Source organism: Alkalilacustris brevis (genome assembly GCF_003350345.1).
In the GTDB taxonomy this organism is placed as follows: Bacteria; Pseudomonadota; Alphaproteobacteria; order Rhodobacterales; family Rhodobacteraceae; genus Alkalilacustris; species Alkalilacustris brevis.
On the sequence record NZ_QNVJ01000069.1, the window covers coordinates 1 to 21,753 of the forward strand.

A 21,753-nucleotide genomic window follows, 5' to 3' on the forward strand; every position below is an offset into this window, starting at 1 on the left:
GGGGGACCGTCGCCCCGGTGGGGCGGCGTAAGCCCCCGGAATGGCAGGCGCTGCCCGGCGTTGTCTGCCTGGGCAGGCCGTTGGGTGAGATGCTGTCTCATGCAGAGGCCTTCGCAAGGATATCCGGCCCGTAATTATGCCCTGCGGCACGGCGCCCCGACCCGCCCGGCCTGAATGCTTGCGGGGCAGGGCGGGTTGGAATATATGGTCGGCAGATATGGCGCGGGCCTTTCCGCCGCGCGCCCGGAGAGCTTTCATGGCAAGACGCACCAAGGTTTACGAGGGCAAGGCGAAAGTCCTTTACGAGGGGCCTGAGCCGGGGACGCTCGTGCAGTATTTCAAGGATGACGCCACCGCCTTCAACGCCGAGAAGAAGGCGGTGATCGAGGGCAAGGGCGCGCTCAACAACCGGTTGAGCGAGTTCTTCATGACCGGGCTGAACGGCATCGGTGTGCCCACCCATTTCATCCGCCGGCTGAACATGCGCGAGCAGCTGATCCGTGCGGTCGAGATGATCCCGCTCGAGGTGGTTGTGCGCAATGTCGCGGCCGGGTCGCTGTCCAAGCGGCTGGGGATCGAGGAAGGCACCGCGTTGCCGCGCCCGATCGTGGAATTCTACTTCAAGGATGACAGCCTGGGCGATCCGCTGGTGACCGAAGAGCATGTCATCGCCTTCGGCTGGGCCAGCCAGCAGGACCTGGACGACATGGTGGCGCTGGCGCTGAGGGTCAATGATTTCCTGTCGGGTGTGATGATGGGCGTGGGCATCCGGCTGATCGACTTCAAGATCGAGATCGGCCGCGTCTGGGAGGGCGACTTCCAGCGTCTGATCGTCGCCGACGAGATCAGTCCCGACAGCTGCCGCCTTTGGGATATCAAGACCGGCCAGAAATTCGACAAGGATGTCTTCCGCCGCGACCTGGGCAGCCTGGCCGATGCCTATACCGAGGTCGCGCGGCGGCTGGGCGTGCTGCCCCGCAATATTGCGGCCGTGGCCAAGCCCACCCTGATCAACTGAAAGGCCCCGCGAATGAGTGCAGAACAGGCTTTCAAGGCCCGTGTTCACGTGATGCTTAAGGATGGCGTGCTTGACCCGCAGGGCGAGGCGGTGCGCCACGCGCTGGGCGGGCTGGGCTTCGAGGGGGTCGAGGCGGTGCGCCAGGGCAAGGTGATCGAGCTTGACCTGACCGCCGCCGACGCCGCCACGGCCGAAGCCCGCGTTCGCGAGATGTGCGAAAAGCTGCTCGCCAACACCGTGATCGAGAAATACAGCATCGAGATTGTCTGAACCGGCGCGGCCCTTGTCGCCGCCGTTATGTCTCAAGAGGGTTTGCGCATGAAGGCCGCCGTCATCACCTTCCCCGGCTCGAACTGCGACCGTGACCTTGCCGTCGCCTTCGAGGGGGCCGGGGCGCAGGTTGTCCGGGTCTGGCACAAGGACACCGAACTGCCCGCGGGGGTGGATATCGTCGGCCTGCCCGGCGGCTTCTCGTTTGGCGACTACCTGCGCTGCGGGGCGATCGCGGCGCGCGCGCCGATCTTTTCGGCGGTGGCAGGGTTTGCCGCGCGGGGCGGCCATGTGCTGGGAATCTGCAACGGCTTTCAAGTGCTGTGCGAATCCGGGCTGTTGCCGGGCACCCTGATGCGCAATGCCTCGCTGCGCTTTGTCTGCCGCAATGTGGCGCTGCGGGTGGAAACCGCCGACAGCGCCTTCACCGCGGGCTGGAAGGCCGGGCAGGGCGTGACCTTTCCCGTCGCGCACCATGATGGCAACTACGCGGCCACGCCCGAAGTGCTGGAACGCCTGCGCGCCGAGGATCGCGTGGCCTTCCGCTATCTCGACAATCCCAATGGCTCGATGGATGACATCGCCGGCATCCTTTCGCAGAACCGCCGCGTGCTGGGCATGATGCCGCATCCCGAACGCGCGGTGGATGCCGCGCAGGGCGGGCGCGATGGCTCGGTGATGTTCCGCGCATTGGTTGACGCGATGGTGAACGCCTGAGCGCCCCCGCTTGAGGCCCCGCCCCGCCGGGCGTAGACTTGGGCGATGAAAACCGCAGCCCGATCCAGCGCACCTGCCGCCGACGAGCCGCCCCGCCGCGGCTTGCCGCTTCTGGTGCGCGGGGCGGTCGTGCTGCTGATCGCGGTGGCGGCCGCGGTGGTCTGGGTGGCGAATATCTGGCTGACCGACCGCTTTACGGAATCGGTGCGCAACCGTGCCGAACTGCGGCTTGTGCTCTATTCGGGCAATGTGCAGAGCGAGCTTCAGCGCAACTCGGTGGTGCCGCTGCTGCTTGCGCGCGACCCGGACCTGATCAACGCCCTGCTGCAAGGGGCGTTCATGGCGACGTCGCAACGGCTGATTTCGCTGCAGGGCGAGATTGGCGCGGCCTCTCTGCAACTGCTCGACAGCGACGGCCGCACCGTGGCGGCGACCGATCGCACACAGATCGGCGCAACCCATGGAAATGATGCCTATTTCGTCGAGGCCAGGCGCAGCCGCGATACTGTTTTCAGTGTCAGCGAACGCAGCGCGGGCGGCTTCGAGTTTGCGTTTTCCCGCGCGGTCTATTCGGGGGGGCGGTTTCTCGGGGTCGTGGTGGTCGAAGTCGACCTGATGAAATTTGAACGCAGCTGGGCCGGATTCGCCGATGCCATCGCCGTGACCAACAGCGAAGGCCGGATCATTCTGGCGACCGAGCCGCGCTGGCGCGGGCACAATCTGGACGAGGCGCTCGCGGTGCAGGATGCGCCCACGGCGATCCAGCGGGCGTTACGCGTCACCGCCGACTGGGCGCAGCATTCGCCCGATGCCTGGCTGCGCGGCGAGGCGGTGCTGCAATCCGAGGCGCGCATCCCGTTTCGCGGCTGGCGGCTGGTGTCGTTCACGGCGTATGATTCGGTGCGCGAGCGTGTGAACGGGGTTCTGGCGCTTGTCATCATGGGCTTTGCCATGCTGCTGGCGCTGACCTTCTACCTGCTGTCGCGGCGCGCGCGTTTCCAGACGGCGCTATTCAAGCGGGAATCGGCCGAGTTGCGGATGCTGAACGCGCGCCTTCAGCGCGAGATTGCCGAACGCGAGAAGGTCCAGAAGGATCTCGCCGTGGCCGAACAGACGCTTGTGCAATCGTCCAAACTGGCCGTTCTGGGCGAGATGTCGGCCGCCGTCAGCCATGAGCTCAACCAGCCGCTGGCGGCCATGCGCACCTATCTGGCCGGGGCCAAGCTGCTCTTGCAGCGACGCCGCCCGGAAGAGGCGCTGTCCTCGTTCCAGCGCATCGACGACCTGATCGGACGCATGAGTGCGATCACCCAGCAACTGAAAAGCTACGCGCGCAAGAGCGGCCAGGACCTTGTGCCTGTCGATTTGCGCGATTGCGTTGCCGGCGCGCTGGCGATGATGGAGCCGCAATTGCGCGCGCGCCGCGTGACCATCAACCGCACCATCCCGCGCAGCCCGGTCATGGTGAAGGGCGACAGGCTGCGGCTCGAGCAGGTGATCGTCAACCTGCTGCGCAATGCGCTCGATGCGACGCACGGGGTCGAACATGCCGAAATCGGCATCCTGCTCAGCCAGGGCGATACCGCCACCTTGATGGTGCGCGACAACGGGCACGGGATCGAGGAACTCGATAGCCTGTTCGAGCCTTTCTATACCACCAAGAAGCCGGGCGACGGGGTCGGGCTGGGGCTGGCGATCTCGTCGGGGATCGTGAGCGACCTGGGCGGGCGGCTGATGGCACATAACGCGCCCGGCGGGGGGGCTGTATTCGAGGTGCAACTCCCCATATTGAGCGGGGCATCCGATGTTGAGGCAGCAGAATAAGAAGGAACACGATGGCACGGTCAATGAAGGTTGCGATCATCGACGATGAACAGGACATGCGCCAGTCGATCAGCCAGTGGCTGGCCCTCTCCGGCTTTGAGACGGAATGCTACGCCAGCGCCGAAGAGGCGCTGAAATCGGTCAGCGCCGATTTTCCCGGTGTGGTGATCAGCGACATCAAAATGCCCGGCATGGGCGGCATGACCCTGCTGCGCCGGCTTCTGAGCATGGATTCCAGTCTGCCGGTCATCATGATCACCGGCCATGGCGACGTGCCCATGGCAGTCGAGGCGATGCGGCTGGGCGCCTATGACTTCCTGGAAAAGCCGTTTGATCCCGACCGCATGACCGAACTGGCCAAACGCGCCGGGCAGGCGCGGCGGATCACGCTGGACAATCGCGCGCTGCGCACCGAACTGGGCGATGGCAGCGGCGTGATGAAGCGTCTGGTGGGCGATTCCGAGATCATGCAGCGGCTGCGTGAGGATATTCTCGATCTGGGCCAGGCCGACGGCCATGTGCTGATCGACGGCGAAACCGGCACCGGCAAGACACTGGTTGCCCATGCGCTGCACGCGGTGGGGCCGCGGGCGGGCCGGCGCTTCGTTCAGATCTCCTGCGCCGCCTATGACGAGGCGCGGCTGACCGCGCTTCTTTTCGGCCCGGTCGGAGAGGGGGCGGGCCTGCCGCTGGTGGAAGAGGCCCGCGGCGGCACGCTCTGCCTGGAGGATATCGAGGCGCTGCCGCCCGGCGCGCAGGCGCGGCTTCTGACCTTCATCAACGAACAGGGCAGTCCGGCCGAAACCCGGATCATCGCCATATGCAACGCCCATGCGGCCGACCGCATGCTGGAGGACCTGCTGCGGCCCGACCTGTATTTCCGGCTGGCCGCGCTCAAGGTCACGCTGCCGCCGCTGCGCAACCGCGGCGAGGATATTCTGGCGCTCTTTACCGCCTATGGGGAACAGTTTGCCGAGGAATACGGCTGCGACGCGCCGGTGATCTCGGCGCAGGAGGCCGCGCAGCTGCTGCAGGCGCCGTGGCCGGGCAATGTGCGTCAACTCATCAATATCGCTGAGCGCGCCGTGTTGCAGAACCGCCGTGGCTCGGGCTCGATCGCGTCGCTCCTGATGGCCGATAACGAAGCCTCCGAGCCGGCAGTCACCACCGAGGGCAAGCCGCTCAAGGATTATGTCGAGGCATTCGAGAAAATGCTGATCGACAATACCATGCGCCGGCACAAGGGCTCGATCGTGGCGGTGATGGAAGAGCTGTGCCTGCCGCGCCGGACACTGAACGAGAAGATGGCGAAATACGGGCTGCAGCGCGCCGACTATCTCTGATCGGATGCGGGCAAGACGCCCTGCCGGAAAATGGTGACGCGCTCGTGTCATTTTCGGCATTGTAATCGGTTGTGCTTCGCCCTTATCCTCGCTCAGCGGAGTTGTGCGTCCTGCTGGGCGCGTGTCCCGCTAGGTTTCGCCGTTTCCGACTGATCGCCGGGCATTCCCCGGCCTTTCGAAGAAATCGGCAGTTTGGCCTCAGGGCCGAGGAATTTGCCGCCGTGCGTGACATGCCGGTCGGCCTGGAACGGACGCCCCCCTGGGCGTCGGAGAAGCAACGCGATGTTCGGTAACGACCGCATCATGCAGAGAAGACGAGGGCGGCCCGAAGGCCGGGCCCCGCACTGCCGCAGTTCGTTCATCGCCACAACCAGACACCCCGCGCCATCGTGCTGCCCGCCGGGAACATCCCGACATGGACCGCGATCGCGCCGGTGCATCGAGAGAACATGGCAAACAAGATGCTTATTGACGCCACGCACGCGGAAGAGACCCGCGTTGTCGTGGTGGATGGAAACAAGGTCGAGGAATTCGATTTCGAGGCGGCAAACCGCCGCCAGCTAGCCGGAAACATCTATCTTGCGAAGGTGACGCGGGTCGAACCGTCGCTTCAGGCGGCCTTTGTGGATTATGGCGGCAATCGCCACGGTTTCCTGGCGTTTTCCGAAATCCACCCGGATTACTACCAGATCCCCAGCGCCGACCGCGAGGCGCTGCTGGCCGAGGAACGCGCCTATGCCGCCGCGCAGGCCGAGGGCGAGCAGAACGGCGGCGGCCGCAAGGGGGGCGGGCGGCGCCGGGCCGCAAAGGCCGAGGCGGCGCGGGACGAAAGCCCGCAGGTGGCATCCGATGTCATCCCCGGAATGGATGTGGTGGAGTTCGAACCCGAGAGCGACGACGCCGCTGCCACGGCGCTGCCGGTCGCGGACACTGCCGAAACGGATACGTCGGCACCAGTTGACCAGGCGGATGCGTCCACCGATGCAGACGAGGCCGCGCAGGCCGACGACAGCACCTCCTCCCAAGGTGACGATCAGCGCCCCTATGCTGCCGTGGACCACGCCGCCGAGATCGACGACCAGATCGAATCGATCGCCGACGAGGATGTCACCGAGGAAATCCGCATCTCGCAGCGCGTGCGGCAGAAGCGCTACAAGATCCAGGAGGTGATCAAGGTCCGGCAGATCCTGCTCGTGCAGGTCGTCAAGGAAGAACGCGGTAACAAGGGCGCGGCGCTGACCACCTATCTCAGCCTTGCCGGGCGCTATTGCGTGCTGATGCCCAACACCGCGCGCGGCGGCGGAATAAGCCGCAAGATCACCAATGCGGCCGACCGCAAGAAGCTCAAGGAGATCGCCGGCTCGATCACCGTGCCCGAAGGGGCGGGGCTGATCATCCGCACCGCTGGCGCCAAGCGCACCAAGGCCGAGATCAAGCGCGATTACGAGTACCTGCAGCGCCTGTGGGAGCAAATCCGCGAGCTGACGCTGAAATCCATCGCGCCGGCGCCGATATACGAGGAAGGCAACCTGATCAAGCGCTCGATCCGCGATCTCTACTCGCGCGAGATCGACGAGGTGCTGGTCGAGGGCGAGGCCGGCTATCGCGTGGCCAAGGACTTCATGAAGATGATCATGCCGTCCCACGCGAAGAACGTGAAGCAATATACTGATCCGCTTCCGCTTTTTGCCCGCTTCCAGGTGGAAAGCTATCTTGCGGGGATGTTCAATCCGACGGTTCAGCTCAAGTCGGGCGGCTATATCGTCATCGGCATCACCGAGGCGCTGGTGGCCATCGACGTGAACTCGGGCCGCTCCACCAAGGAAGGCTCGATCGAGGACACGGCGCTCAAGACCAATCTCGAGGCCGCCGAGGAAATCGCGCGTCAGCTGCGGCTGCGCGACCTTGCCGGGCTGATCGTGATCGATTTCATCGACATGGAGGAGCGCAAGAACAACGCCGCCGTCGAGAAGCGTCTGAAGGACAAGCTGAAAACCGACCGCGCGCGTATCCAGGTGGGCCGTATCTCGGGCTTTGGCCTGCTGGAAATGAGCCGCCAGCGCCTGCGTCCCGGTATGCTGGAGGCGACCACCCAGCCTTGCCCGCATTGCCACGGCACCGGGCTGATCCGTTCCGATGACAGCCTGGCGCTGGCCATCCTGCGCCAGCTTGAGGAGGAAGGCACGCGCGCCCGCTCGCGCGAGGTGCTGCTCAAGGCGCCGGTGGGAATCGTCAACTTCCTGGTCAACCAGAAGCGCGAGCATATCCAGCAGATCGAGGCCCGATACGGCATGGCCGTGCGGCTCGAGGCTGATGCGCTGATGGTCAGCCCCGATTTCACGCTGGAGAAGTTCAAGACAGCCTCGCGCCCGGTTGTGCAGACCGCGCCGGTGATCTCGGTCGATACGTCCAGCATGATCGAGGAGGAGCCTGAAGAAAGCGTTGAAGAAACGCAGCAGGTTGAGGAAGTCGCCACCACGGCCACCGATGCGCCCGACGAGGGCCGCCGCAAACGCCGCCGCCGCCGCAGACGGCGTGGCGGGGGCAATGGTGGCAATGGCGACGCAGCCACGCAAGCCGAATCCCGGCCCGCGGGCGACGAGGCCGCCAGCGCCGAAGGCCAAGAGCAGCCCGCCGGGGCGGGCGCCGACGCGCCAGCCGTAGAGGCCGAAGCAACGCCCGCGGGTGGCACGGAAGAAGAGGCCAGGCCCAAGCGGAGCCGCACGCGTTCGCGCCGCAAATCCGCGCCGAAGGAAGAGGCCGCCGCGGCAGAGCCCGCGCCCGCGCCAGCCGAGGGCGCAGAGGCCGATACCGGGGCGCCGGCAGCCGGGGGGGCGGCGGACACCGCCGAAGCACCCGCAGCCGATGCCTCCGCCGCTGCGCAAGAGGAGGCCCCCAAGCCGAAACGCACGCGCAGCCGTCGCAAACCCGCGGCGGCGGCAGAGGCACAGCCGGATGCCGCCGAGGCACCCGCTGCCGAGGCACCCGCCGAAGAGGAGGCGCCCAAGCCCAAACGCACGCGCAGCCGCAGCCGCAAGAAGCCGACAGCCGACGCCGCCGCGCCGGCTGCGGAGGGCGAAGCTGCTGCTGCCGCGCCGGAAGCTGCACAGCCGGCCCCTGAGCCGCCGGCGGAGCCAGCGGCTGCTCAGCCCGCCCCCGCACCCGTGGCGGCGGCAGAAGCACCGGCTGCACCGGCCTCCGAGGCACCCGAGCCCGCGGAAGATGCCGCGCCTGAGGAGAAACCCGCCCCGCGCCGCCGCGGCTGGTGGGCCCTGCGCCGCTGAGGCCACGGCTTTCGCGATACTTCAAGCCGCCGGGTCCTTCAGGCCCGGCGGTTTGCGTTTGACCGGCCGCGCGCGCCCTTGTGACTTCTGGTCGCAAGACAGGGCGTTACCCATGCGCTAGGAGGGACAGGAAGGCAGGAGACCACGATGCTGGGAATCGACATCTTTGACGCAGCCCTGCTGCCCGCGCTGATGATCGCGGTCATGGCGGGGGGCTTGTCGTTTCTCAGCCCCTGCGTGCTGCCCATCGTGCCGCCATACCTGGCGTATATGGGCGGGATCTCGATGAACGATCTCACCGCCGAAGGCCGCACGCGGCACCGGGCAGTGCTGCCGGCGCTGTTTTTCGTGCTGGGGCTGTCGACGGTGTTCCTGTTTCTCGGGTTCACCGCCTCGACCATGGGCAGCCTGTTCCTGCGCAATCAGGATGTGCTGGCCACCGGTGCGGGGGTGGTGATCTACGTCTTCGGGCTGCATTTCGTCGGGCTGAACCGGGGGCTGCAGGTGTTTGCCGTCGTGCTGGCGGCGCTGGCGGCGATCCTCGCGGTCGATGCGCTGATCGATCCGGACGCGGCGATGCTTGCGGGGCTGTGGGGCGGGCTTTGGGCCTACCGGATCGAGCTGGGGCTGCTGGCCGCAGCCTCGGGGCTGGCCTGGGCGCTGCCTTACAATCGCTTTCCGCTGCTCGACCGCGAGGCGCGGTTCGATGCCGGCGACCGGGGCGGTTCGGCTTTCGGCGCCTATCTGCTGGGGTTGGCCTTCGCCTTTGGCTGGACGCCCTGCATCGGGCCGATCCTGGGGGCGATCCTGTCGATGGCGGCCACCGAGGCAGATGTGACGCGCGGCACTGCGCTGCTGGGGGCCTATGCGGTGGGGCTGGGCGTGCCTTTCCTGCTGGCGGCGATCTTTGTCGAACGCTCCATGACCGTGATGACCCGGATCAAGCGCCACATGGCCCTGATCGAACGACTGATGGGCGCGCTTTTGCTGCTGGTCGGGGTGGCGCTGGTGACGGGGGCTTTCACCGCCTTTTCCTGGTGGTTGCTGGAGATGTTTCCGGCCCTCGGCCTGATCGGCTGACCGCCGCCGCACGGATTGAGCGCGCTTTATCGGTGCGGCTGCGCCGCACCGATGCCTCCGGCGGGGATATTTTTCTCACAGTGAAGGGGCAGGGCGCGCGCGGGCCGGGGCTGCGGTGAAGGGCAGCCCCGGCGGAGTTCTTGAGAGCGATTTCAGAAAAAGTTGATAGACTTTCTCGGTTCGAAATTGCGACAAAACAGAAGGTTGAAGCGTTTCGACGATTCTACGAATGGCCGAAACGCTTTGGCGTCAGACGCCGCCCCAGATGGCCTCGGCGGTCTTGACCACCAGTTCCAGCTTGCGGCGCTGGTCGTCATGGGCGACGGCATTGCCTTCCTCGGTGGAGGCGAAGCCGCATTGCGGCGCGATGCCGAGCTGGTCGAGATCGGCGTATTTCGCGGCCTCGTCGAACTTCGCGCGCAACTGGTCGAGAGTTTCCATCTCGCCGGTCTTGGTGGTGATGAAGCCCGGCAGCACGCGCTGCTTGCCCTTGGCCAGCAGGCGCAGCGGCTCGAGCCCGCCGGCGCGGTCGGTGTCGTATTCCATGAAGAAGATGTCCACGCCGGTCTTGTTGAAGACCGCATCGGCGGCGAGGTCATAGGCGCCTTCGGCGGCATGGGTGGAGCGGAAATTGCCGCGGCACATGTGCATCCCGATCACCATGTCGGCGGGGCGGTCCTTGATGGCCTCGTTCATCATCCAGGCGTAGCGGTCGATCAGCCAGTCGGGATCCTGCCCGAGGGCGGCCTTGGCGGCGCGGTGCTTGGGGTCGCACAGATAGGCGAAGAAGATGTCGTCCATCTGCAGGTAGCGGCAGCCGGCCTCGTAGAATTTCTGCACGGCGCGCTTGTAGGTGGCGGCGATATCGGCGGTGAAGGCCTCGACATCGTGGTATTGCTTGGGCGCGATGTCGTCCTGCGCCACGCGGAAATGCACACAGGAGGGGCCGGGGATCGAGATTTTCGGGCAGACCTTGGTGTTGGCCGCGACGAAACGGAAATGATCCAGCATCGGGTGGTCGTCGGGGAAGCCCAGCTTGCCTTTGACCGTCGGGAAGAGGGGGCGCAGCTTGACGCCGGCGAATTGCACGCCTTCCTCGGGGTCGCGTTCTTCCATCTCGAACCCGTCGAGCATGCCCATGAAGTCATAGTGCCAGAAGGAGCGGCGGTATTCGCCGTCGGTGACGGCCTTGAGGCCGATCTCTTCCTGCAGGCGGATGACGTCCTTGATGGCTTCGTCCTCGACCTTGCGCAGTTCCTCGGCGTTCATGCTGCGGTCCTGCAGCGCAGCCTTTCGGGCATCGACCACGGATTGCGGGCGCAGCAGGCTGCCCACGTGATCGGCGCGGAATGGTGGGGTCGGCTGTGTCATTGCATGGTCTCCTTGGTGTCATGATCTTGTTGCGGATGCAGGCGCGCCGGGGTTGCCCGTGCCCGGCCCGAATCCTTGCAGGGGGCGGCATTGCCTTTCTATCCGCTGAGCAGCCTGGGCAGCCAGAGCACGATGCCGGGGAAGGCGAGCAGGATCAGCACGCGGACGATCTCGGCCCCGAAGAAGGGCATGACGCCCTTGAAGGTCTCGATCATCGGCGTGTCCTTGGCCATGGCCGAGATGACGAAGACATTCATCCCCACCGGCGGCGTGATCAGCCCCAGTTCCACGACGATCAGCGCGAGTATCCCGAACCAGATGCGCAGCTCGTTGGTGGACATGCCGAAGCCCGAGCCCTCGGCGCCCTGCATCATGCCGCCATTCAATGCCACCAGCACCGGCCAGAAAAACGGGATCACCAGCAGGATCATCGACAGGCTGTCCATCAGCATCCCCAGCAGGATCAGCCCCAGAAGCAGCAGGATCAGCACCATGAACGGCTCGAACCCCATGTCGAGGATCCAGTTGGCGGTGAACTGCGGCAGGCGCACCCGGCTGAGATAGATCTTCATCAGCTCGGCGCCCAGCAGGATCAGGTAGATCATCCCCGAGGTGCTGGCGGTCTCGATCAGCGAATCGCGCAGGTCGCGCAGGCCGATCCGGCGGTGCTGGAACAGGCTGAAGAACCAGACCAGGAACACCCCGATCGCGGCAGCAGGCGTGGGACTGTAGAACCCCATGTAGATCCCGCCCAGCACGAGCGCGAAGATCAGCAGCACCGGTATCACGCCGATGGTGGCGTCGCGGAATTCGGCCCAGTCCTTGGCGCCGCCGGCAGGCCCGGCCGAGGGCACCACCATCACATAAGCCGCGATGGTCAGCAGAAAGAAGACCACCGCCAGGATGCCTGGGATGAAGGCGGCCATGAACATCGTGACGATGTTGGCCTCGGTCAGCACGGCATAGATGATCAGCACCACCGAGGGCGGTATCAGGATGCCCAGCACCCCGCCGGCCGCCAGCGAGCCGGTCGCCAGCGCGCCGGAATAGTGGTAGCGCCGCAATTCGGGCAGTGCGACCTTGCCCATGGTCGAGGCGGTGGCGAGGCTTGAGCCCGAAACCGCGCCAAAGCCCGCGCAGGCCGCGATCGCAGCCATCGCCGTGCCGCCGCGCAGCCATCCGAACCAGGCGTTGGTGGCGCGAAACAGCGCCTGGCTGTAACCGGCCTTGCCCGCAAGCACCCCCATCAGGATGAACATCGGGATGACCGACAGCCCGTAATTGGAAAACACCCCGTAAGGCAGGTTCTTGAGCTGCGCGAGCAGCACATTGGTGCCATTGGGCACCGCCACCACCATCCCGCCGGCGCCGACGATGATCATCGCATAGGCAATCGGCATCCTCAGCACGATCAGCAGCAGCAGCACGCCGAAGCCGAGAAAGCCCAGAGTGATCGGATCGCCCATGGGTTATGGTTCCTTCCTGCCGGCAGCCCGGCCGACATATTCGTAAAGGCTGACCAGCGAGGCCAGCGCCAGCAGCGCCAGCGAAACCAGCGCCGCGGCATAGGCCGGCCAGACCGGCACGTTGAGAATGGTGGTCGACAGCCCGTAGCGGCGCTGGTCCATCATCCCTTCCGACATGCGCCACAGCAGCAAGATCGCAAAGCCCGTCGCCACCACCGCGGCGACCGCCTTGAACGCCGCCACCGCACGCGGCGAGGCCTTCGCCGTGAAGATGTCGGCCGAGACATTGGCATCGACAAGCTGGCAATAGGGCAGAAAACAGAAGGCGGCCACTGCCGCGAGCAGCGAGGTCAGTTCAACCCCGCCTGAAAAACGCCCCGTCACGGGGCGGGTGATCGCGCTGACGACCTCGAGCACGTTCACCCCGACAATGACCAGCAGCGTCACGCCGCCGGCCAGCGCCCAGAATGTCACAAGACGCTCGACCGCACCGGGAAACCCGGTGCGGCCGCTTTGCAGGGTGGGCAGCCGCATCACTGGCGGTTCTGCTCGACCAGTTCGCGCGCGCGTTCGACCAGCGCGGCACCGTCGATGCCCTGGCCGTCCATGTCCTCGATCCAGCGATCAACGACGGGGGTCAGCGCGGCAAGCATCGCTGCAGTCTCCTCTTCGGAGAGGACAACATGATCGTTGCCATCCTCAAGGGCATAGCCCAGACCGCCTTCTTCGGAGGCTTCCCAGATTTCGCCCACTTCGCCCCACCATTCGCGGGTGGTCGCGTCGCGGAAGATCTGCTGGATGTCTTCGGGCAGGCTGTCCCAGCGGGCCTGGTTCATCGAGACATGGAACAGGATGGTGCCGAAGCGCATCCCGTCATGGCCCTCGATCTGGTACTGGGTCTGCTCCTGCAGCTGCAGCGGCGGGATGATCTCGAACGGGATCAGCGCGCCATCAACCTCGCCGCGCGACAGTGCCTGCGGCAGCTCGGGCACCGAGGTGGCCACGGCGTTGCCGCCCCAGGCCTCGATGATCCAGGCACCGGTGCGCGAGGGTGTGCGCAGGTTCAGGCCCTGCACGTCGGCGGGGCTGCGCACCAGCCGGTCGCGCGTCTGGATCGCATGGCCGCCATGCGTGTGCAGCCACATCACCTCGAGCCCGGCGAAATCATCGGCGAGATCGTCATACATGTCGTAAAGCGTCAGGCCCGCCGCGCGCGCGTCGCCGGGGAAGATGCCGGGCAGCTCGATCACCTCGGAGCGCGGATGCAGCCCCGGCGTGTAGCCGGCCACCGTCCAGATCAGGTCGACCACGCCGTCGCGCGCCTGGCTGATCAGCTCGGGCGGGGTGCCGCCCAGCGACATCGAGGGGTTCACCTCGATCTCGATGCGCCCGTCCGACATCTCGGCCACACGCTCGGCCCAGGGCACCAGCATCATCCGGTGCGCCGGCGACATGTTGCTGAGCATGTGGTGCAGCACGAAGTGGTGCTCCTGCGCGCTTGCGCCGGTGGGCACCGAGAAGGCCATGGCCGCCGCGGCCAGGCCCATTTTCAGTTTCAAGACAGATCGCATATCTCTTGTTCCTCCCATTGCGATGATTGTCAGAGTCAAGTTTATTCGACTCTTTTTCTACAATTGCATGCGATGCTTACGCAACCGCTGTTCGGGGCGCAGGATGCGGCAATTCGCCTGCCGCATCCTGCCGGTTTTTCGTGGCCCGATCAACGCTGACGCGCGCGCCAGCTCGAACCTACATAACCCTCGCGCGCCTCCCGCGCATAGGGCACCGGCGCGACCTTGACACGGATCTCGGTCTGGCGGTGCCGCTCGACCGTGGTTTTCGCGGTGCCGCCATCGGGCTCGCCCCAGATCATGGTCAGCACGTCGCCTTCCTTGACGTAGGGGTCAACCACCCCGAGCGACAGCATCGAGCGCTCGTTGAAACTGTAGCCCGAGAACATCGAAAGCCCCGCGACCCGGTCGCCCATCATCACCGAATCATAGGAAGAGGCGGCATAATTGGACAGCGGCAGGTCGATCGCCTTGAAGGGTACATCGTCCTCCAGATGCGAGCGATGCACCCGCATCACATCTTCGGGGTTCCACTCGAAAGTGACCTTGCGGCGGTGGGGCTGATCCTTCATTGCCTCCAGCGCCTCGCGGCCGATGAAGTCATGGTCGTACTTGATGAAGGGGCCGTAGCCCAGCTCGAAGGGCGTGAGGTAGTAATCCTCGATATTGTCCGACACAAAGCTGCCGCCGATCGACCCGGTGGCCTCGTAGCTGTCGGCGCCCAGCCATTCGCGATAGGCCCGCGTCGCCTCGCCGGTATAGACCGCCGGCAGCGGCGAGGGGATCCAGCCCGATTCCAGCGTGTTGGTGGCATAGGCGCGCGCCCCCACCGCGACAATGCCGAACTCGGCGCCGGCCTCCATAAGGGCCTCGCGGATCTCGTCATATTGCTCGTAGGGGCCGAACAGCTCAAGCCCCGGCGCCCCGGCCATGCCATGGCGCAGGCAGCGCACGCGGGTACCCTTGATGGTGATCGCGTCCATGTTGAAGAAGCGCACATCGGGGATCGGCCCGCCATTGACCTTCTCCAGGATCTTCCAGGCATTCGGCCCCTGCACCTGAAAGCGGTAGTGCCGCCGCACCACCGGCTTGCCCATCGGCCGCGAGGGCGAACGGTCGTCGCGCGTCAGCTTCACATCGGCGCCGGTGGTTTCGGCCTGGAACTGCACCCAGTTGACAGTGGGCGCGCGCCCGACCAGCAGGAACTGGTTCTCGGCCATGTAGAACAGGATGACATCGCCGATCACGTGGCCCGAAGGCGCACAGGGGATGAAATGCTTGGCCTTGTTTGGCGCAAACCCTTTGAAGCTGTTGAAGCCGATATGGTTGAGAAACTCGAAGGCGCCGGGGCCCTCGACCATCAGTTCGGCCATGTGGTGCGACTGGTCAAACAGCACCGCGCTGTCGCGCCAGGCGCGCTGCTCGTCACGCCAGTTGGTGAATTCCGGCGGCACCACCGGATAGACATAGGCCCCGATCTGCGAATTGCGCAGCATCTCGACGGGGTTTCTCGATTTCAGCAATTCCTCCAGTGATCGTGTACTCATCTGGGTTCCTCTCCCTTGCTTTGGGCGGCGCCCGCAACGGGCAGCCGCATGTGAAATCCCTGTGTCCCTGCGGCGTCGCGCCTTACTCGACCACGAGCGACAGCCCGGGCACCTGATCGATCAGGCTCCGGTCCTTGAACATGACGTATCTGAGGTTGCCGCGCGCCTGCCTTGCGTGTTCGCGCGCCACGGCCTCGGCCCGCGCGCCCTCGCGCGCCGCGATGGCCTCGACAATGGAGTGGTGCTGGGCCTGTGCCGCGATCAGCGAGCGGTGAAAGGCCGGCACGGCCTGCTGGCTTTGCAGAAAGGCCGAGGCCGAGGCAAAGGGCAGCCGCCCCGCGCGGCTGATCTCGGCGCGCAGTATCTGGCTGCCCGGCAGCGCCGCCAATGCTTCATGAAACTCCGCGTTGAGCGACTGATAGCTGGCGAAATCGTAACTCTCCGGATCGACCGCCCGGTCAAGCGCGGCAAGCAGCCGGCGCATCGCGTCGAGATCTCGCGAGGTCACGCCGCGCTCGGCCGCCAGCCGCGCCGCCGTGCCTTCCAGCACACCGCGCAATTCGATCGCATCGGCCACATCCTGAAAGCTGAAACAGCGCACCGCGTAGCCGCCGCCATGCTGGCGCTCCAGCAATCCCTCCTGCTCCAGCGCGGCCAGCGCGCTGCGCACCGGCGTGCGCGATATGCCCAACTCCTCGGCCAGCGCCACCTCGAACAACCGCTCGCCCGGCGGCAGGGCACCGGCAAGGATGCGGTCGCGCAGTGCCATCACCGCGCGGGTGCTGCGCCCGGTCTCCATCAGCACGCCCCCTTCGGTCGGGGGCAGGGCGAAACCAGCCGCCCTGATGTATACACGAAATCGCGAGACGGCATGCACAACCCCCGCGCAGCAAGCCCCGAACGCCGGGCGCTCCCCGCCGTAGGCCCGGTATCGTCAAGCCACAGGGAGTGTGCTGTAATCACTTCTGAAAAAAGGGCAAAATATGCGCAGGTCGGCGCGTCTGCCTGCCCTTTCCAAGCCTCCGCACTGATCCTTGAAACAATCATGCTGCTATTCCCCCACTCCGAGGGAAAAGCATAAATGTATACATGAGCCTGTCAAACGGATTCCACGCGCCCACCCGGTGCAACCCTGCGGCCGGCGCTCCACAGCCCCTTCACTGTGAAAAAAATATCCCCGCCGGAGGCTCCCGCCCGCGGCCAGGGGCGCGCAGGCCCGGGGCATTGCGGGGCCGCGTACTCAGCTTTCGGGTAGATCTCCGCCCCAGCGGGCTTCATTGGTTTCGATGGCGCGGATGCGCTCATCCGTGCGGGGGTGGCTGGCCAGCCAGACGGGCGGTCCGCCGCGTGCGCCGGTCAGTTGCTCCAGCTTGTGAAACAGCGATTTCTGCGGCGCGGTGCCGATGCCGGCCTTGATCAGCAGCGCCGAGGCATAGGCATCGGCCTCGTATTCATCGTTGCGGCTCAGCCGGGCGGCCAGCAGCGAGGTGATGAAACTGGCGATCCACATGCCCACCACCGGCAGGAAACGGTTGAGGATGGCCGCAAGCGCCATGCGCATGGCGTTCTGCCCCGAGAAATCGATCATCCGCCGCCGCGCGTGGCCCAGCGCGACATGGCCCAGCTCGTGGGCGATCACGCTGGCGAGTTCCTCGGCGCTGACCTCGCCGCTGCGATAGCGGTCGAGAAAGCCGCGGGTCAGGAAGATCCGCCCGTCCGGGGCGGCCAGCCCGTTCACCGGCTCGATCTCGTAGACATGCACGGGGATGCGCTCCACCCCGAGCGCGCGCGCCATGCGGCCGGTGATTTGCCGCAGCTTCGGATCGGCCAGCTCGGTCGAGCGCGCATCAAGTTCGCGCGCGGTCCGCCAGACGGAAAAGCGATAGACCGCGTAGCTGTAGGCCAGAAGCAGCAGGATGGGAAGGAATCTGAGCATGGCCGGAATATGGGCGGGAAGGCCGCGCCGGGCAATGGCCGATCACACGGTTATGGGCGCGATGGGCGCAGCGCGCCGGTTTTACAGCAGCCGTTCCATCGCGATGGTGGCCGCGAGGCCCAGAAGCCCGAAGATGATGCCGTAAACAGCGGCATATTGTGCCATGTCCATGCGGTTGCCCCCGCGCCGTTTCGCATGGATCGCGCCCCAGAGCGCGCCGCCGATCAGCCCGGCCATAACGATCATCTGCCTCAGCCTCCTGCTGCCGCTGCGCGCGGCGCTTCGGGGGCGAGCGCGGCAATCTCGGCAAGCCGCGCGCGCACCCGTTCATCCGGGCCGAAGCCATAGCGTGCCCAGCCCAGACTGTCGAGCCGCACCACCCGTGCCTCGTCGGGGCGGCCCAGCCGGTCCAGCGCCTCGGCCTGCACCATCTGCAACGAGGCCAGCAATGCCGCGTTCTCGCTGGCGCGGGCCGCGGGCTGAGCGCGGCGCACCAGGCGCAGCACGTCGTCATGGCGGCCCATGGAAAGGGCAAAGGCCGCCATTTGCATGTCGACATGGGCGGCGTGGACCTCGCCGCCGGGCAGGCGGGCATAGATCAACCCGGCCTCGGCGAAGGCCGCCAGCGCCAGGTCGCCTTCGCTGCTGCGCGTCAGGCGCCCCAGCAAATAAAGCGAAAAGGCCAGCCGCGCGTCGCGCCAGCCTTCCGCGCGGGCGATGGAAAGCGCACGGTCGGCGGCCTGGCGCCGGGCGGAGCGGCTGATGCCAGGGGCGAGTGCGGCCTCCGTCGCCTCGATCCAGGCGCGCGGGCTTCGCGGGGGCAGGGGGCGCGGCGCGATCCGCTCGCCCGCCGGGTTCAGCCGGGCCAGAATCGCGGGCAGGCGCGCGGCAACCTCTTGGCGGGTCATGCCGCTGCGCAGTTCCGGCGCGTTATAGGCGCGCAGGATCAGCATGTCGAAGCCGGTCAGCACGGTCTGGAAATTGTCGTCGTTGAACACCGATTCATGCAGGCGGAACAGATCATTCAGGGGGCCCATGGCCTGGGCCACCTCTTCCTGCAGGCAATCGCGCATCTCCTGGCGCGGCACGTCATGGGGCAGGAAGACGGCGACCTGTTCGCGTTGCTCCAGCGTGGTCCAGTCCAGTCGCTCGCTGCGGCGGTGGCGGCGGAATTCCTCCCAGCTTGAAACCCGCGGCACGACAAAGCAGGCAGCCTGGGGCACCGTCGCCTGCATCTCCGCGCGCGAACGGAATTCGACGGTGATGCCGGCGCGCTCGTCCGCGCGGGCGGGCAGGACCTCAAGCCCCGCCTCGCGGCGCAGCCTGCCCAGAAGCCGCGCGAGTTCCTCGGTCGCACCCTCGGGCACCTGGCCGGTCATGCGCAGGGTGATCGGCCCCTCGAACCGCGACAGGCGTGGTATCTCGCGCCCGCTTTCCAGCCAGAAGGCCAGTTCGATGAAATCATGCGCGATCTCGGCGTTCGAGCGCTGCGGCGGGCGCAGCGCGGGCGCCTCGAAACGGCTCATCGGTGGCAATGCCGCGGCCGCGGGCGCCAACCGCTGCGGCAGATCCGCCGGGGCGGGCGGCATGGCGCAGGCAGCCAATGCGATCAATCCGATCAGGAGGGCAGGCGCTCGGATCATCGTTCAGGGTCTTGTATACTTGATGAACGGTGTACAGATGCCCACCCGGTCATAAAGCCGCCGCGCGCGGTGGTTGAACTCCTGCGTCGTCCAGTAAACCGAGGGCCGCCCGGCGGCATCGGCGGCGTCATAGACGGCCTCGATCAGGGCGCCGGCGATGCCCTGGCCCCTTGCGCCGGGCGTCACGAAAAGATCCTGCAGGTAGCAAACGCCCTCGGGTTTCCAGAAATGGGCGTGAAACAGGTAATGCACCAGCCCCACCGGCCGGCCATCGCGACAGGCGAGAAACCCGCCCAGGTCCGGCTCTGCCGCGCTGCAAAGCCGGTTGAAGGTGTCGCGGTAGACCGATTCGGGCACCGTGGTGTCGTAAAATGCCAGGTAATCGGTCCAGAGTTCACGCCAGGCGCCCTCATCAGCTAGGACGAGGGGGCGGATTTCCGTCGAAGGGGAGGTGCTGGGTGTCATGAAGCCAATCCTAGCAGCGGCGCCGGCAAAGTCAGCCCCCGAGTTTCTGTCGCAAGGTATCATGGCAGTGATCCGCCGCGCCCGGTCATGCCGCGCTTTCCGCCCCTTCGTGGATATTTCTGGGTGCAGATATGCGCCGGGCCGTGGGCGGCTTTAGAAGTCAATTCATTGACTCTGAGGGGTAATCCCCTTGCTGGTGAACACATGCGGAAAAGGTGCCGTTCCCGGCCAAAGCCTAGTGACAATACCCGACCCTTGGGATAGAGGAACGGCGCAAGGAGGCCGGATGACGACCAGAGCAGGCGCAACCGAAAGCAGGACCGGGCTGGAGATGCCCGAGGCGCGCGTGCCGGTCGATGCCGGCAAGCAAAGGGGATCGCAGATGAAGCCAGAGGTCTTTCTTCCCGAGGATTACCGCCCGGCGGAGGATGAGCCGTTCATGAACAGCAGGCAGCTGGAGTATTTCCGGCGCAAGCTGGTCAACTGGAAGGCCGCGATCCTGGATGGCAGCCGCGAAACGCTGGAGGGCCTTCAGGAAAGCAGCCGCAACATGCCCGATGTCGCCGACCGCGCAAGCGAAGAGACCGATCGCGCGCTGGAATTGCGCACCCGCGACCGTCAGCGCAAGCTGGTTTCAAAGATCGACGCCGCGCTGCGCCGGATCGAGACAGGCGAATACGGCTATTGCGAGGTGACGGGCGAGCCGATCTCGCTCAAGCGGCTCGACGCGCGGCCGATCGCCACCATGACGCTTGAGGCGCAGGAGCGTCACGAGCGCCGCGAAAAGGTGCATCGCGACGACTGACCGCAAGACCGGCGCGGGTAAGGCACCCGGCGTCGGCAGGGTTGCAGTACGCTCGGCACCGGCGCATCCTGCGCCCGGTGCTTTTTTTGTGCCGGTTTCGGTGGTTCGCGGGAGGCGCTGATGGATCTGGGCCGCATGTTTTCTGACCAGCCCGTTGCGGTGCTGGGCGGCGGGGTGGCCGGGCTGGCCGTGGCCACCGCGCTGGCCCGGCGCGGCGCCGCGGTGCAATTGTTCGAGCAGGCGTCGGAAATCACGGAGGTCGGCGCCGGTTTGCAGATCAGCCCCAACGGGGTTGCCGTGCTCGACGCGCTGGGGCTGGGCCCGGATCTGGCCGCGGCCGGGACGCGCGCCGAGGCGGTGCAATTGCGCGACGGGCGCTCGGGGGCGGGGGTGCTGCGGCTCGACCTGCTGCATGCGGGGCATCCGCGCGGGTATTACTTCCTGCACCGGGCCGATCTGATCGGGGTGCTGGAACGGGCCGCGCGCGATGCGGGGGTCGAGATGCGGCTGGGCCGGCGCTGCACTGATTTCGATCATCACGCCGATGGCGTGACGCTGCATTTCGAGGGCGGTCGGACCGTGGAAACGCCGCTGGCCATCGGCGCGGATGGGTTGCATTCGCGGCTACGCCGCGCGCTCAACCCCTCGGCCGAGCCGTTCTTTACCGGGCAGGTGGCCTGGCGCGCGGTCATTCCCGCCGAGGCGGGCGCGCCGCCGGTGGCCGAGGTCTTCATGGGGCCGGGGCGGCATCTGGTCAGCTATCCGCTGCGCGGCGGACGGCAGCGCAACATCGTCGCGGTGGAAGAGCGCAGCGCCTGGGCCGATGAAGGCTGGAACCAGCGCGACAATCCCCTTGTGATGCGCCATGCCTTCGCCGGGTTCGGCGGGCCGGTGCAGGACTGGCTCGCCCAGGCCGATGAGGTCTGGCTGTGGGGGCTGTTCCGCCACCCGGTGGCCGATCGCTGGCACGGGGCGCATTGCGCGATTCTGGGCGATGCCGCGCACCCCACGCTGCCGTTCCTGGCGCAGGGGGCGAACATGGCGCTGGAAGATGCCTGGGTGCTGGCCGCGGCCCTTGCCGAGGCGCCCGACATGGACAGCGCGCTGGCGGCGTATCAGGCGCTGCGCGCCCCGCGCACCAGGCGGATCGTGGCCGCGGCCAACCGTAACGCGCGGGCCTATCATCTGAGCGGGCTGCCGCGGCTGCTGGCCCATGCGGCCTTGCGGTTGGGCGGGCGGCTTGCGCCCCGCGCGCCCCTGCGCCGGTTCAATTGGCTTTACACCCATGACGTGACTGCCGCGCCGACAACCCGGTGAATCGCAGGGTGACGTTGCGAGACAACCCAAGAGTGAACGTCCAGAAAGCGCACAATCACGGAAGCGTGTGGTGTGCGTGAAATGATTGATTTAATG

19 protein-coding genes are annotated in these 21,753 nt (G+C 66.4%); 9 read left to right on the forward strand and 10 right to left on the reverse strand.

Going from position 1 to position 21,753, the window contains the following annotated elements; genetic code table 11:
* Positions 1 to 256 precede the first annotated feature (256 nt).
* The 7 genes from purC to DQ229_RS11295 all read left to right on the forward strand — a co-directional run bounded on the left by purC (position 257) and on the right by DQ229_RS11295 (position 9,536).
* Complete coding sequence (gene purC, locus DQ229_RS11265) at positions 257 to 1,018, forward strand: phosphoribosylaminoimidazolesuccinocarboxamide synthase (RefSeq protein WP_114966379.1); 762 nt, start codon at positions 257 to 259, stop codon at positions 1,016 to 1,018.
* Positions 1,019 to 1,030: 12 nt separating this feature from the next.
* Positions 1,031 to 1,288: a phosphoribosylformylglycinamidine synthase subunit PurS gene (purS, locus tag DQ229_RS11270; protein WP_114966380.1), complete on the forward strand. Its 258-nt coding sequence runs from the start codon at positions 1,031 to 1,033 to the stop codon at positions 1,286 to 1,288.
* A gap of 48 nt (positions 1,289 to 1,336) precedes the next feature.
* Entirely contained in the window at positions 1,337 to 2,005 is a 669-nt protein-coding gene (purQ, locus tag DQ229_RS11275; protein ID WP_114966381.1) for a phosphoribosylformylglycinamidine synthase subunit PurQ, read from the forward strand.
* 45 nt (positions 2,006 to 2,050) lie between these two features.
* Positions 2,051 to 3,829, forward strand: coding sequence for a sensor histidine kinase (locus tag DQ229_RS11280; protein WP_114966382.1), 1,779 nt, complete (start codon positions 2,051 to 2,053; stop codon positions 3,827 to 3,829).
* A gap of 11 nt (positions 3,830 to 3,840) precedes the next feature.
* On the forward strand, positions 3,841 to 5,172 hold the full coding sequence (locus DQ229_RS11285) for a sigma-54-dependent transcriptional regulator (RefSeq protein ID WP_114966383.1): 1,332 nt from the start codon (positions 3,841 to 3,843) through the stop codon (positions 5,170 to 5,172).
* A gap of 449 nt (positions 5,173 to 5,621) precedes the next feature.
* Positions 5,622 to 8,456 (forward strand): Rne/Rng family ribonuclease, encoded by a 2,835-nt coding sequence (locus DQ229_RS11290; protein ID WP_114966406.1) that lies wholly within the window; start codon positions 5,622 to 5,624, stop codon positions 8,454 to 8,456.
* 147 nt (positions 8,457 to 8,603) lie between these two features.
* Positions 8,604 to 9,536 (forward strand): cytochrome c biogenesis CcdA family protein, encoded by a 933-nt coding sequence (locus DQ229_RS11295; protein ID WP_114966384.1) that lies wholly within the window; start codon positions 8,604 to 8,606, stop codon positions 9,534 to 9,536.
* A gap of 249 nt (positions 9,537 to 9,785) precedes the next feature.
* Here the strand turns inward: DQ229_RS11295 and DQ229_RS11300 are convergent, their stop codons facing one another.
* From DQ229_RS11300 to DQ229_RS11340, 10 genes are all read right to left on the reverse strand, one after another.
* Complete coding sequence (locus tag DQ229_RS11300) at positions 9,786 to 10,907, reverse strand: 5-methyltetrahydropteroyltriglutamate--homocysteine S-methyltransferase (RefSeq protein ID WP_114966385.1); 1,122 nt, start codon at positions 10,905 to 10,907, stop codon at positions 9,786 to 9,788.
* Between the two features lie 98 nt (positions 10,908 to 11,005).
* Positions 11,006 to 12,373 carry a TRAP transporter large permease gene (locus DQ229_RS11305; protein ID WP_114966386.1) on the reverse strand — a complete coding sequence of 456 codons (1,368 nt, stop codon included), beginning with the start codon at positions 12,371 to 12,373 and terminating at the stop codon, positions 11,006 to 11,008.
* A gap of 3 nt (positions 12,374 to 12,376) precedes the next feature.
* Positions 12,377 to 12,907 (reverse strand): TRAP transporter small permease, encoded by a 531-nt coding sequence (locus DQ229_RS11310; RefSeq protein WP_114966387.1) that lies wholly within the window; start codon positions 12,905 to 12,907, stop codon positions 12,377 to 12,379.
* On the reverse strand, positions 12,907 to 13,944 hold the full coding sequence (locus tag DQ229_RS11315; protein WP_238381043.1) for a TRAP transporter substrate-binding protein: 1,038 nt from the start codon (positions 13,942 to 13,944) through the stop codon (positions 12,907 to 12,909). The genes DQ229_RS11310 and DQ229_RS11315 overlap by 1 nt, the downstream gene beginning before the upstream one ends.
* Before the next feature lie 149 nt (positions 13,945 to 14,093).
* Entirely contained in the window at positions 14,094 to 15,491 is a 1,398-nt protein-coding gene (gene ligM / locus DQ229_RS11320; RefSeq protein WP_114966389.1) for a vanillate/3-O-methylgallate O-demethylase, read from the reverse strand.
* An 82-nt stretch (positions 15,492 to 15,573) separates the two neighbouring features.
* Positions 15,574 to 16,290, reverse strand: coding sequence for a GntR family transcriptional regulator (locus DQ229_RS11325; RefSeq protein ID WP_114966390.1), 717 nt, complete (start codon positions 16,288 to 16,290; stop codon positions 15,574 to 15,576).
* Positions 16,291 to 16,731: 441 nt separating this feature from the next.
* A complete protein-coding gene (locus DQ229_RS11330) occupies positions 16,732 to 17,427 on the reverse strand; it encodes a M48 family metallopeptidase (protein WP_114966391.1) in 696 nt (231 codons plus the stop codon).
* A gap of 81 nt (positions 17,428 to 17,508) precedes the next feature.
* Positions 17,509 to 17,673, reverse strand: a complete 165-nt coding sequence (locus tag DQ229_RS16635) for a hypothetical protein (protein WP_202909561.1) — start codon at positions 17,671 to 17,673, stop codon at positions 17,509 to 17,511.
* A gap of 5 nt (positions 17,674 to 17,678) precedes the next feature.
* Positions 17,679 to 19,067, reverse strand: coding sequence for a DUF2927 domain-containing protein (locus tag DQ229_RS11335; protein ID WP_420796865.1), 1,389 nt, complete (start codon positions 19,065 to 19,067; stop codon positions 17,679 to 17,681).
* Between the two features lie 6 nt (positions 19,068 to 19,073).
* On the reverse strand, positions 19,074 to 19,535 hold the full coding sequence (locus DQ229_RS11340) for a GNAT family N-acetyltransferase (RefSeq protein WP_114966393.1): 462 nt from the start codon (positions 19,533 to 19,535) through the stop codon (positions 19,074 to 19,076).
* A gap of 382 nt (positions 19,536 to 19,917) precedes the next feature.
* Between DQ229_RS11340 and dksA the strand changes: the two genes are divergently transcribed.
* Positions 19,918 to 20,340, forward strand: a complete 423-nt coding sequence (gene dksA / locus DQ229_RS11345) for an RNA polymerase-binding protein DksA (protein ID WP_114966407.1) — start codon at positions 19,918 to 19,920, stop codon at positions 20,338 to 20,340.
* A 120-nt stretch (positions 20,341 to 20,460) separates the two neighbouring features.
* Entirely contained in the window at positions 20,461 to 21,657 is a 1,197-nt protein-coding gene (locus tag DQ229_RS11350) for an FAD-dependent monooxygenase (RefSeq protein WP_238381045.1), read from the forward strand.
* The last annotated feature ends 96 nt before the right edge of the window (positions 21,658 to 21,753 follow it).

Excerpts from the sequence above, each read along its gene's own strand:
- purC (WP_114966379.1), top strand. The coding sequence starts at position 257 with ATGGCAAGACGCACCAAGGTTTACGAGGGCAAGGCGAAAGTCCTTTAC.
- purS (WP_114966380.1), top strand. The coding sequence starts at position 1,031 with ATGAGTGCAGAACAGGCTTTCAAGGCCCGTGTTCACGTGATGCTTAAG.
- purQ (WP_114966381.1), top strand. The coding sequence starts at position 1,337 with ATGAAGGCCGCCGTCATCACCTTCCCCGGCTCGAACTGCGACCGTGAC.
- DQ229_RS11280 (WP_114966382.1), top strand. The coding sequence starts at position 2,051 with ATGAAAACCGCAGCCCGATCCAGCGCACCTGCCGCCGACGAGCCGCCC.
- DQ229_RS11285 (WP_114966383.1), top strand. The coding sequence starts at position 3,841 with ATGGCACGGTCAATGAAGGTTGCGATCATCGACGATGAACAGGACATG.
- DQ229_RS11290 (WP_114966406.1), top strand. The coding sequence starts at position 5,622 with ATGGCAAACAAGATGCTTATTGACGCCACGCACGCGGAAGAGACCCGC.
- DQ229_RS11295 (WP_114966384.1), top strand. The coding sequence starts at position 8,604 with ATGCTGGGAATCGACATCTTTGACGCAGCCCTGCTGCCCGCGCTGATG.
- DQ229_RS11300 (WP_114966385.1), bottom strand. The coding sequence starts at position 10,907 with ATGACACAGCCGACCCCACCATTCCGCGCCGATCACGTGGGCAGCCTG.
- DQ229_RS11305 (WP_114966386.1), bottom strand. The coding sequence starts at position 12,373 with ATGGGCGATCCGATCACTCTGGGCTTTCTCGGCTTCGGCGTGCTGCTG.
- DQ229_RS11310 (WP_114966387.1), bottom strand. The coding sequence starts at position 12,907 with ATGCGGCTGCCCACCCTGCAAAGCGGCCGCACCGGGTTTCCCGGTGCG.
- DQ229_RS11315 (WP_238381043.1), bottom strand. The coding sequence starts at position 13,944 with ATGCGATCTGTCTTGAAACTGAAAATGGGCCTGGCCGCGGCGGCCATG.
- ligM (WP_114966389.1), bottom strand. The coding sequence starts at position 15,491 with ATGAGTACACGATCACTGGAGGAATTGCTGAAATCGAGAAACCCCGTC.
- DQ229_RS11325 (WP_114966390.1), bottom strand. The coding sequence starts at position 16,290 with ATGGAGACCGGGCGCAGCACCCGCGCGGTGATGGCACTGCGCGACCGC.
- DQ229_RS11330 (WP_114966391.1), bottom strand. The coding sequence starts at position 17,427 with ATGCTCAGATTCCTTCCCATCCTGCTGCTTCTGGCCTACAGCTACGCG.
- DQ229_RS16635 (WP_202909561.1), bottom strand. The coding sequence starts at position 17,673 with ATGATCGTTATGGCCGGGCTGATCGGCGGCGCGCTCTGGGGCGCGATC.
- DQ229_RS11340 (WP_114966393.1), bottom strand. The coding sequence starts at position 19,535 with ATGACACCCAGCACCTCCCCTTCGACGGAAATCCGCCCCCTCGTCCTA.
- dksA (WP_114966407.1), top strand. The coding sequence starts at position 19,918 with ATGAAGCCAGAGGTCTTTCTTCCCGAGGATTACCGCCCGGCGGAGGAT.
- DQ229_RS11350 (WP_238381045.1), top strand. The coding sequence starts at position 20,461 with ATGGATCTGGGCCGCATGTTTTCTGACCAGCCCGTTGCGGTGCTGGGC.